This is a genomic window from Streptomyces sp. DvalAA-14 (assembly GCF_900091855.1).
In the GTDB taxonomy this organism is placed as follows: Bacteria; Actinomycetota; Actinomycetes; order Streptomycetales; family Streptomycetaceae; genus Actinacidiphila.
This window is the reverse complement of record NZ_FMCH01000320.1, coordinates 23968-32027: the sequence shown is the minus strand read 5'-3', so window position 1 is coordinate 32027 and position 8060 is coordinate 23968. Positions and strand designations below refer to the sequence as shown.

Here is an 8060-nt window from a genome sequence, read left to right as displayed (position 1 = left end):
TGGACGGCCGGACCGGCCAGCTTGTTGTAAGCAGCCAGCTTCTCAGGGTCTGAGATGGTGCGGTAGGCGCTGACCCAGTAGCCCTTGGGCATGGAACCTCCAGTGTTGGGATGAGTGCATCTGACGTACGGGTTGGTCCCGGACGAGCGTCGGAGGGCGGGGCTTCGCGGCCGAGAACCAGCCGACGCCGAAGCCGAGCACGCCCGTCGCCGCCAACAGTTCGGCCAGGTCCGACCGGGCGACCAGCAGCCGCGCCTCGGAACGCGCCACCGGGAACCCCCTCACCGGAACCCCGCCGACCGGCTGCCCGGTTACTGCTTCGGCCCTTCGCGGTCCTGGCTTTCGAGCTCTGCCAGATGCTTCAGCGCCGGAAGGGCCGCCACCAGCGTGACCCGCTTGTACCGCCCCGGGCATCAGCACTGCTGGAGAATCTGGGCCTTGCGCCGGTCGTATTCGGCAACGGCGACGGGCACCTGGTCGAAGAAGTCCTCCCAGTACCCGGGACGCTGCCACTCCCGCGGAGCCAGAGTCAAGGCTCCCTCATCCAGCGAAGCAACCCAGCAGGCAGGCACCCGGTCGCTGACGACAGCGAACATGGACGCGTCCCAGAGTCCCGGGCTGTCGAAGGCCCCGGGCGGGCTGTCGACCGGATCCGGGATACGAAGCAGCACCCGGTCCGCTGTGGTGAGCACTTCCACAACGGGGTACTCAGCTCCGATACGGAGGGCCGGGTGGTCGCCGACCACCGCACGGGTCGCGGGACTGATGATCTGGACACAGCGAACGATCACCCGCGCAGGTTACAGGCCGCCTGAGGGACGTCAGCCCGGCGGGCGGCACTGAGGCCAGACAAGCACGTCAGCAGCCGCCGGCCTCAGCTCCCTGCCCGGCCCGTTCTCCGTACGGGCAGTCCCTTTCGCGGCCATGGCCTCGCGTTCGCCGGTCCTCATCCGGAGTCTCAGTAACCCACCCAGCCGGAGGACGTCCGGCAGGTCGGCATGACGAGGGGCTTTTGCACCCGAACGAGGCGACGACGCGGTCGGCTTCGTCCAGGCGTTCGCCGGGACCGGCAAGCCGGTCGCGACCATCTGCCACGGACCGGAAACGCTGGCCGTAGCCGGTGTCGTCGGCGGCCGCCGCCTCACCTCGTTCCCAGCATCCGCACCGACCTGCGCAACGCCGGCGCCGATGTGGGCGGTCGGAGGGAAAGGGCGTCAGCCCTCGCGGCCGAGGAGCCTGGCCAGTGCCTGGGAGCGCTGTGCGACAAGGTCGTCGTAGGTGCCGTCGCGCTCGGCCCAGCGGTGCATGAGGACCCCTTTCACGAGGATTGCACGGGGGGTCGGGTCCTGGGAGAGCAGCTGCATGGCCTCGGTTGCGAAGTCGTCGAGCGGCAGCGCGTTGGGGTTCACCTTTTCCTGGCCTGCCGTTGCGACGGCCGGGCCGGCGAGTTTTTGGGCGCCGATCACCGACAGCAGTTGGAGCTTGTCGTGGCTTTCGGTGCCGGGGGTAGCGGTGAAGAGCAGTAGCGCCTGATCCTGGTCGAGGTCGTACAGCATCTGGCAGTACACCTCCAGCACGCCCAGCTCGGGAGTGCGGATGCGTTTGCGGTGGGTGCTCTGGGCTGTGATCTCGTGCTCGCTCCAGAGCCGGGCGAACTCGGGACTGGCGTCGAGGAGCCTGCGGGCCAGAGCGGCGGCGCGGCTGGCGGGGCCTTGGCGGGCCGCGAGGGCAGCTCGACGCCGCTCCGGGATACAAGCTCTACGCGCTGGCGTTCCTCGAACGTGCCTCCCGGCGCATGCACGCCGGGTGCCGTCCACCCGCACTCGGAAACAGCCTCCAGGCCGGAGGCCCCATCCACGCCGTGTGCGTGGGCCGCTCCGCCGTATCTCCGGGCCGGTCATCGGACGGAGCGTCCGGGCAAGAGAGTAGAGAACGTTCGGTCTTGACAAGTCGAGGCCGTGTCGCCATTCTGTAATGAGAGAGAACGTTCGGTCTCATTAGGTGGTCCAGTGGTGCGTCGTACTGGGCTCCATACGGAGCCAACCGCCCGCCGGCCGGGTCGCGCAGGTCGGTCTGGGCGCGGCGGGAAGACCGTCGAACGGGAAGTGTTCGGAGGCGAGTGCTCGGGGTGGCGTTCACCGAGCATGCGGTGGTCTTCGGCGACGACGATCCGGCCCGGGTGCGGGCGGTCGCCGGGTGAACCGCCGGCGGCGTTGCGAGAGATCGAGGACGCCGGCCATCCGCGGGTGGTACGGACGCTGCGGTGCCAGAACGACGTGCGGGTGCGGGCCGCAGACGGTGCCCTCGTGGACAGTCGAGAGGAGTAACCACCGTGACCATCGCCGTCGACAGCGTCGCAGCAGGCGCCGCGAGCCCGATCGCCGAGCCGACCGCGGCCCGCGCACACCGGACCCGCGCGCACCGGACCCGCGCGGACGCCCTGCGCAACCGGGAGCGGATTGTCGAGGCGGCCGGCGACCTGTTTGTTGAGTACGGCCCTGATGCCCCGCTGGACGAGATCTCCCGCCGCGCGGGCATCGGCAACGCCACCCTCTACCGGCACTTCGCCGACCGCCGCGCCCTCACGCACGCCGTACTCCTGTCCGTCGTGATCCGCACCGCGGACCGCGCCGAGGCAGCGGCTCAGCTGGCCGCGGCCGGTGGCGACCCCCATTTCGCGCTCTCCCGCTTCGTCCACAGCGCGGTGGACGACAAGATCGGCGTCCTGTGCGGACTGTTCGTCAACGGTGACGGCAGCCCCTCACCGGAGATCGCCGCACAGACCGCGCGCCTGGAAGCCGCCGTCAAGGAACTGATGGAACGCGCCAGGAGGGACGGCGGGCTGCGGTCCGACGTGACCCTCAAGGACCTGATGCTGGCCATATCCCGGCTCACCCGCCCGCTTCCAGGCATCGACTGCCCCGTCAGTGACCTGCACCACCACCTGCAGTTCTTCCTCGACGGCCTGAAGACCCCGTTCCCGAATCCGAACGACTGAGCGGGCGCGCGACGCATCGCGCCCCGAGCTCTTTCCTTGTGCGACGTACACAGAAGTGGATTCCTCCATGTCCCAAACCCTCGCGGCCAACGCCAACAAGGCGCTTCCGGATCCCCGGCGCTGGAAAGCGCTGGTGTTCATCTCCATCGCGCAGTTGATGGTCGTGCTCGACGCGACCATCGTGAACATCGCGCTGCCGAGCGCACAGCGGGACCTCCACATCTCCGACCCGGACAAGCAGTGGGTCATCACCGCCTACGCCCTCGCCTTCGGAGGCCTGCTGCTCTTCGGCGGCCGGATCGCCGACCTGTGGGGTCGAAAGCGCACCTTTGTCACCGGCCTGATCGGCTTCGCGCTCGCCTCCGCCATCGGCGGCTTCGCGGGCAACGAGGCGATACTCCTCACCGCGCGTGCCGCGCAGGGCGCCTTCGGCGCGCTGCTGGCGCCCGCGGCCCTGTCACTGCTCGCCACGACCTTCACCGACGCCAAGGAGCGGATCAAGGCCTTCGGCGTCTTCGGTGCCATCGCCGGCGGCGGCGGCGCGGTCGGCCTGCTGCTCGGCGGCGTGCTGACCGAATACCTGAACTGGCGCTGGACCTTCTTCGCCAACATCCCCTTCGCGATCATCGCCGTCCTCGGCGCGTACGTCGTGATCCGCGAGCCGAAGGGCAGTCGCAACCGGTCCCCGCTGGACGTCCCCGGTGCGGTGCTGTCCACCCTCGGTCTGATCTCGCTGGTCTACGGCTTCACTCGTGCCGAGAGCGCCGGCTGGTCGTCGGTCTCCACGATCGGTCTGTTCGTGGCGGCGGCGGTGCTGCTGGCCACCTTCGTGGCGGTCGAATCCAAGGTCCGCCACCCGCTGCTGCCGATCCGGGTGGTCGCCGACCGCAACCGCGGCGGTTCGTACCTCTCGCTCGGCCTGGCGATCATCGGGATATTCGGTGTCTTCCTGTTTCTGACGTACTACCTGCAGGTCATCCAGGGCTACTCCGCGATCAGGACCGGCCTCGCCTTCCTGCCGCTGGTCGGCGCCCTGATCCTCGCCTCCACGCAGATCGGCGCCCGGCTGGTGAACCGGCTGCCGGCCCGCGCTCTGATGGCACCCGGGTACGCGGTCGCCGCCGTCGGGATGCTGCTGTTCACCCAGCTCGACGTCGACTCCTCCTACGCGGGCGGGATCCTGCCGGGCCTGGTGCTGCTGGGCCTCGGCCTGGGTACGGCCTTCACGCCGGCGATAGCGCTGTCCACCAACGGGATAGAGCCGCGTGACGCGGGTGTCGCCTCCGCGATGGTCAACACCTCGCAACAGGTGGGCGGTGCGATCGGCACAGCGCTGCTGAACACGATCGCCGCGACCGCGACCGCCGGCTACCTCGCCTCCCACGCGGCAGGCGCCGGCGATACGAAGCTGCTGCAGGCGCAGGGCCTGGTGCACGGCTACACCCACGCCATCTGGTGGGCGGTCGGCATCGAAGCCGTCGCCGCACTCATAGCGCTGATCCTCGTCACCGCGGGCCGGCCCGGCACCACGAAGGTCGACTCCGGCGCGGACGGGAACGGCACGTCCGACGCGAACTCCGCACAGGACTCGGCGCCGGTGATCCTGCACTGACCGCCGCCACCCGCTGAGCCGCGAGGCTCCGTCCGCCCGGGCGGGGCCTCGCGGCCGTTGACGGCACTGCGGGTGCCGATAATTCATCCGCCGTGCTCACGGCACCTGTGCCCAGTTGAGGCACTCCACCTCGACACCTGGAACTGAACCCGTTCAACGCTGCGGGTGCGGATACATCATCCGCGCAGGTCACGGCCGTGATCGCCGGTCTGCTACCGGCCTGCTCCCAGCCCTCGATGCCTTCACCTGCGCAGGGCATCGCGGTGCGGGACTGGTACAGCCGGAGACAGCGATCAAGGCCATGACCTGGCCGGATTTATCGGCACCCGCAGAATGCGGAAACCCGCGCCGCGCTCTCGTGCCCATCCCGCCGCGGGACCTCCCGCATCGTCTTCCTGGCCGACGCCGCCGGGCCTGCCGCGTCATCAGTTGGCGCGCGGAGACCGGACCCCGGCGACCGCGAGCAGGTCCTGCCGGGACGGCTCACCTCCGCTCGAGCGGAGGTGAGCCGTCCCGGCAGGCGGTCATGCGTGCTCAGGATGATCGCGGGCCAGGGTGGCGATCGCGGCGAGCAGCAGGACCGAACCCACAACGAGGGTCGTGGTGATCTGTTCGCCCAGTAGCACGGCGAGAAACGCCGCGGTAGCGGGTTCGAGCAGGACCAGGACCGCGGCCGTGGCGCCGGGGACGGTCTTCAGGCCCGCAAAATACCAGCGGTAGGCCAGCAGGCTCGGCACGATCCCCAGGAAGATCAGCCAGCCGGTGAACTCCAGCGGTTGGCCGGTCTTCGGCCACAGGCCCTGGACCAGCGCGATGGGCAGCAGAATCAGCGCCCCCGCGCCCCATGTCGTGGCGCCGGCGGTCGCGGCACCGGTCCTGCGGGCCCACAGTGTGACGGCGCTGTAGCCGACGGCCGAGACCAGGGCCAGCAGGACGCCCAGCAGCGTGCGGGGGCCCGAACCCGGGTGTGCGACCAGAAGCACCAGGCCCGCCAGCGCGCACGCGATCGCCACCGCGCCCCGCCTGGTCGGCCGTTCGGCGAACATCAGATGCGCCCCCGCGCTGACCAGAACCGGGCTTGCGCCCAACGCGATCAAGGTGCCCAGCGCCAGGCCCGCGTACTGGACGGCACCGAAATAGGCGGTCTGGTAGACCGCCAGCGCCACCCCCGTCAACACAGCGGTGCGCCGACCGGCCGTGATCCTCGCCGGGCCGGACCCCCGCAGCCGCTGCGCGGCCAGCGCCGCGGCCGCGATGGCGAAACGCCAGAACGACACCGCTACCGGGCCGATGCCGCTGCGGAAGAGCACGTCCGCCGCCGCGCCGCCCGCTCCCCAGGCGACGGCGGCGGCCGCCACGGCCAGTAGTCCGCGCCGGACCGGCGTCAGAGTAAGTGTGGGCATGTGATGCCTCTCCATGGTGGATGCCGGAAGGGTTCCGCACGGTGTGCGGGCGGCATCCACCGCCCCGGCGGCTCAGCGGCCGGGGTCAGGAGTTGGCTGTGCGCCGCCCGCTAACGGACCGGCGGCGGCAGCAACATGGAAAGGCGCATGGCCGGACGGTATCGCGATTTTCTGGTCCTGACCTCGCTTCCCCCGGTCGGCACCCTCACGGGTATCGCCGCCTCGGGGGCGTTTCACCCCCTCCCGTGGCCGGCCGGGGGCCATTGGTGAATCGCAGGGTGGCCCGCGTCAGCCGACGGTGTATCACGTTGGTCACGGTCCAGCGGATCACGGTTTCGGAGTGAGCGAGGTGCATCAGTTCCAGGACCTGGGTGATCATGCCGGGCGCCAGCCCCGTCGATGGCTCGTCGAGCATCAGTACACGGGGGCTGGCGACGAGCGCCCGGGCGATGGAGACCATCTGCTGCTCCCCGCCGGACAGGTCGCCCCCTGCCCGGTCCCGCAGTTCCGCGAGCCGGGCCAGCAGTGTGTCGGTCCGCTCAAGCCGTTCGGCCAGCTCCCTGGGGCGGCGCACGAGATAACCCCCGAGCTGGAGATTGTCATGCACCGACAACCGGGAGAAGACCCGCCGTCCCTCGGGGACGGAGGCATCTTGTACGTCCTGCACCAGGATGTCGCCTGGCAACTCCTGCCCCTGGAAATGGGGTTCGACTCCGGACAGACCTGCTGGCGGCGTCTGTATCGCTGGCAGAAGGCCGGCGTCTTCGGGAAACTGCACCGGCTCCTGCTCACCGAGCTCAACGCGGCCGGCGAACTCGTCTGTCCCGCGCGTGCGTGGACGGCTCTCACGTCCGCGCGAAAAAGGGGCGAGCCGCGACTGGCCCGTCGCCGGACGGCCCGGCCGACCACGACGGCGACCCGAGTCCGTCCTGGGCGACAAGGCGTACGACTCCAAGGCCGTACGCCGGAAGTTGCGGCACCGCAGGATCTTGCCGGTGATCCCCCGCATGGGCGCCCCGAACATCAAGGGCCTGGGAAAGCTCCGCTACGTCGTCGAGCAGACCTTCGCCTGCTCCACCAGTTCAAACGCCTTGCCATCCGATGGGAACGACGCCTCGAACTCCATGACGCCTTCCCGACCATGCTGCAGATCTAGACCACGTGCGGTTGCTGTTGGGGCGTATACTGCATCAGCTCGGTGTGGGGGTGCTCGGGTGAGGCTGGGCAGACGTTGAGCTGTTGTCTGTATCCGCGGCCGATCTGGATGGCGGTGGGCTGGTCGGGGCGAGGCTCACCGCCCCTGGTGGGAATCAGCAGTTCTTGCAGCTCGAACGGAATCCAGTTGCGGTCGCTGCTGCCCCATTCGTGGGAGGGGATGGTCAGCAAAGGGTTCATCTCGGTGTTGCATGCGGGGCAGGACTGAGGGATCGGGTCGGTCAGGCCCCAGGAGGCCCAGCCGCCAACTTTCCAGCCCGGTGCCACTGAGAGGTTGACCCCGTAGAACTCCGCCGGGTACGACGCGTAGCGGCTGTCCGCAGCGTCACCGGCGGCCTCCCACCTGACCCAGTCATCGAGCATGCTCAGTATGTCTGGGCTCAGCACCGAAGGGTGGGGGTATTCGGTGATCTGCTCCGGGAGGAGCAGGCAGGGCTCGGGTAGGTAGCCCTCGTACTGCACCGCGGGCAGCTCCGGAGGCGCGGGCTCGGTTTCGGTCCCGGATAGGCCCTCGGGGGATCGATGCGGGCGAGGGTCTCCCGTTCCTGCGAGGTGAAGTCCCGGCCCTGCGCGGCGCCACGGATCCGGCGTAGCAATTTCAAGTCCGCCAGCGGCATGAGCGGGCCCGTTCCGTACCACTCGTGCGGTCCGTCGCAGTGGGGCCAGGGCTCATCGGCGGGCCACAGCAGCGGACCGCCGACCGAGCTGTGACGCGGGGCCGGGGATGCGGGAACGGGGTGCAACCGGGTCGCCGTACGCGCCAGCGGGGCCAGTTGAGGAAAGAGCGCGGTCACGTCGAGCGGCCGCGGCGGCGTAGTACGCGTGATCTTCA

General features: G+C 69.7%; 7 protein-coding genes and 4 pseudogenes. 4 read left to right on the top strand and 7 right to left on the bottom strand.

Features of this window, described 5'->3' with window-relative positions; all coding sequences use genetic code 11:
* Positions 1-92: pseudogene (locus GA0115240_RS35625) on the bottom strand (DUF1330 domain-containing protein); the annotation flags it as partial.
* Between the two features lie 321 nt (positions 93-413).
* Positions 414-791: a hypothetical protein gene (locus GA0115240_RS16095; RefSeq protein WP_093737356.1), complete on the bottom strand. Its 378-nt coding sequence runs from the start codon at positions 789-791 to the stop codon at positions 414-416.
* Positions 792-1032: 241 nt separating this feature from the next.
* On the opposite strand from GA0115240_RS16095, the pseudogene GA0115240_RS16090 reads away from it, so the two are divergent.
* Positions 1033-1193: pseudogene (locus GA0115240_RS16090) on the top strand (DJ-1/PfpI family protein); the annotation flags it as partial.
* A gap of 21 nt (positions 1194-1214) precedes the next feature.
* Here the strand turns inward: GA0115240_RS16090 and GA0115240_RS38175 are convergent.
* Together GA0115240_RS38175 and GA0115240_RS38170 are read right to left on the bottom strand one after the other, a co-directional pair.
* Positions 1215-1448 (bottom strand): annotated as a pseudogene (locus GA0115240_RS38175) (oxidoreductase); the annotation flags it as partial.
* A gap of 33 nt (positions 1449-1481) precedes the next feature.
* A pseudogene (locus tag GA0115240_RS38170) lies at positions 1482-1901 on the bottom strand (hypothetical protein); the annotation flags it as partial.
* A gap of 431 nt (positions 1902-2332) precedes the next feature.
* On the opposite strand from GA0115240_RS38170, the gene GA0115240_RS16080 reads away from it, so the two are divergent.
* Together GA0115240_RS16080 and GA0115240_RS16075 are read left to right on the top strand one after the other, a co-directional pair.
* Positions 2333-2998, top strand: a complete 666-nt coding sequence (locus GA0115240_RS16080) for a TetR/AcrR family transcriptional regulator (RefSeq protein WP_256069829.1) — start codon at positions 2333-2335, stop codon at positions 2996-2998.
* Between the two features lie 67 nt (positions 2999-3065).
* Entirely contained in the window at positions 3066-4610 is a 1545-nt protein-coding gene (locus GA0115240_RS16075; RefSeq protein WP_093737355.1) for an MFS transporter, read from the top strand.
* A 524-nt stretch (positions 4611-5134) separates the two neighbouring features.
* Here the strand turns inward: GA0115240_RS16075 and GA0115240_RS16070 are convergent.
* Both GA0115240_RS16070 and GA0115240_RS39030 read right to left on the bottom strand, forming a co-directional pair.
* Complete coding sequence (locus tag GA0115240_RS16070; RefSeq protein ID WP_093737354.1) at positions 5135-6013, bottom strand: DMT family transporter; 879 nt, start codon at positions 6011-6013, stop codon at positions 5135-5137.
* Between the two features lie 205 nt (positions 6014-6218).
* Complete coding sequence (locus tag GA0115240_RS39030) at positions 6219-6791, bottom strand: ATP-binding cassette domain-containing protein (RefSeq protein WP_305112018.1); 573 nt, start codon at positions 6789-6791, stop codon at positions 6219-6221.
* On the opposite strand from GA0115240_RS39030, the gene GA0115240_RS39255 reads away from it, so the two are divergent.
* A complete protein-coding gene (locus GA0115240_RS39255; RefSeq protein WP_370673345.1) occupies positions 6714-7169 on the top strand; it encodes a hypothetical protein in 456 nt (151 codons plus the stop codon). The two genes, GA0115240_RS39030 and GA0115240_RS39255, sit on opposite strands and share 78 nt — an antisense overlap.
* On the opposite strand, the gene GA0115240_RS39250 is transcribed toward GA0115240_RS39255, so the two are convergent.
* Positions 7166-7690: a hypothetical protein gene (locus GA0115240_RS39250; protein ID WP_346267947.1), complete on the bottom strand. Its 525-nt coding sequence runs from the start codon at positions 7688-7690 to the stop codon at positions 7166-7168. The two genes, GA0115240_RS39255 and GA0115240_RS39250, sit on opposite strands and share 4 nt — an antisense overlap.
* Positions 7691-8060: the final 370 nt, after the last annotated feature.

Coding starts and splice junctions, on each gene's coding strand:
- GA0115240_RS16070 (WP_093737354.1), bottom strand. CDS start 6,013: ATGCCCACACTTACTCTGACGCCGGTCCGGCGCGGACTACTGGCCGTG.
- GA0115240_RS39255 (WP_370673345.1), top strand. CDS start 6,714: ATGGGGTTCGACTCCGGACAGACCTGCTGGCGGCGTCTGTATCGCTGG.
- GA0115240_RS16075 (WP_093737355.1), top strand. CDS start 3,066: ATGTCCCAAACCCTCGCGGCCAACGCCAACAAGGCGCTTCCGGATCCC.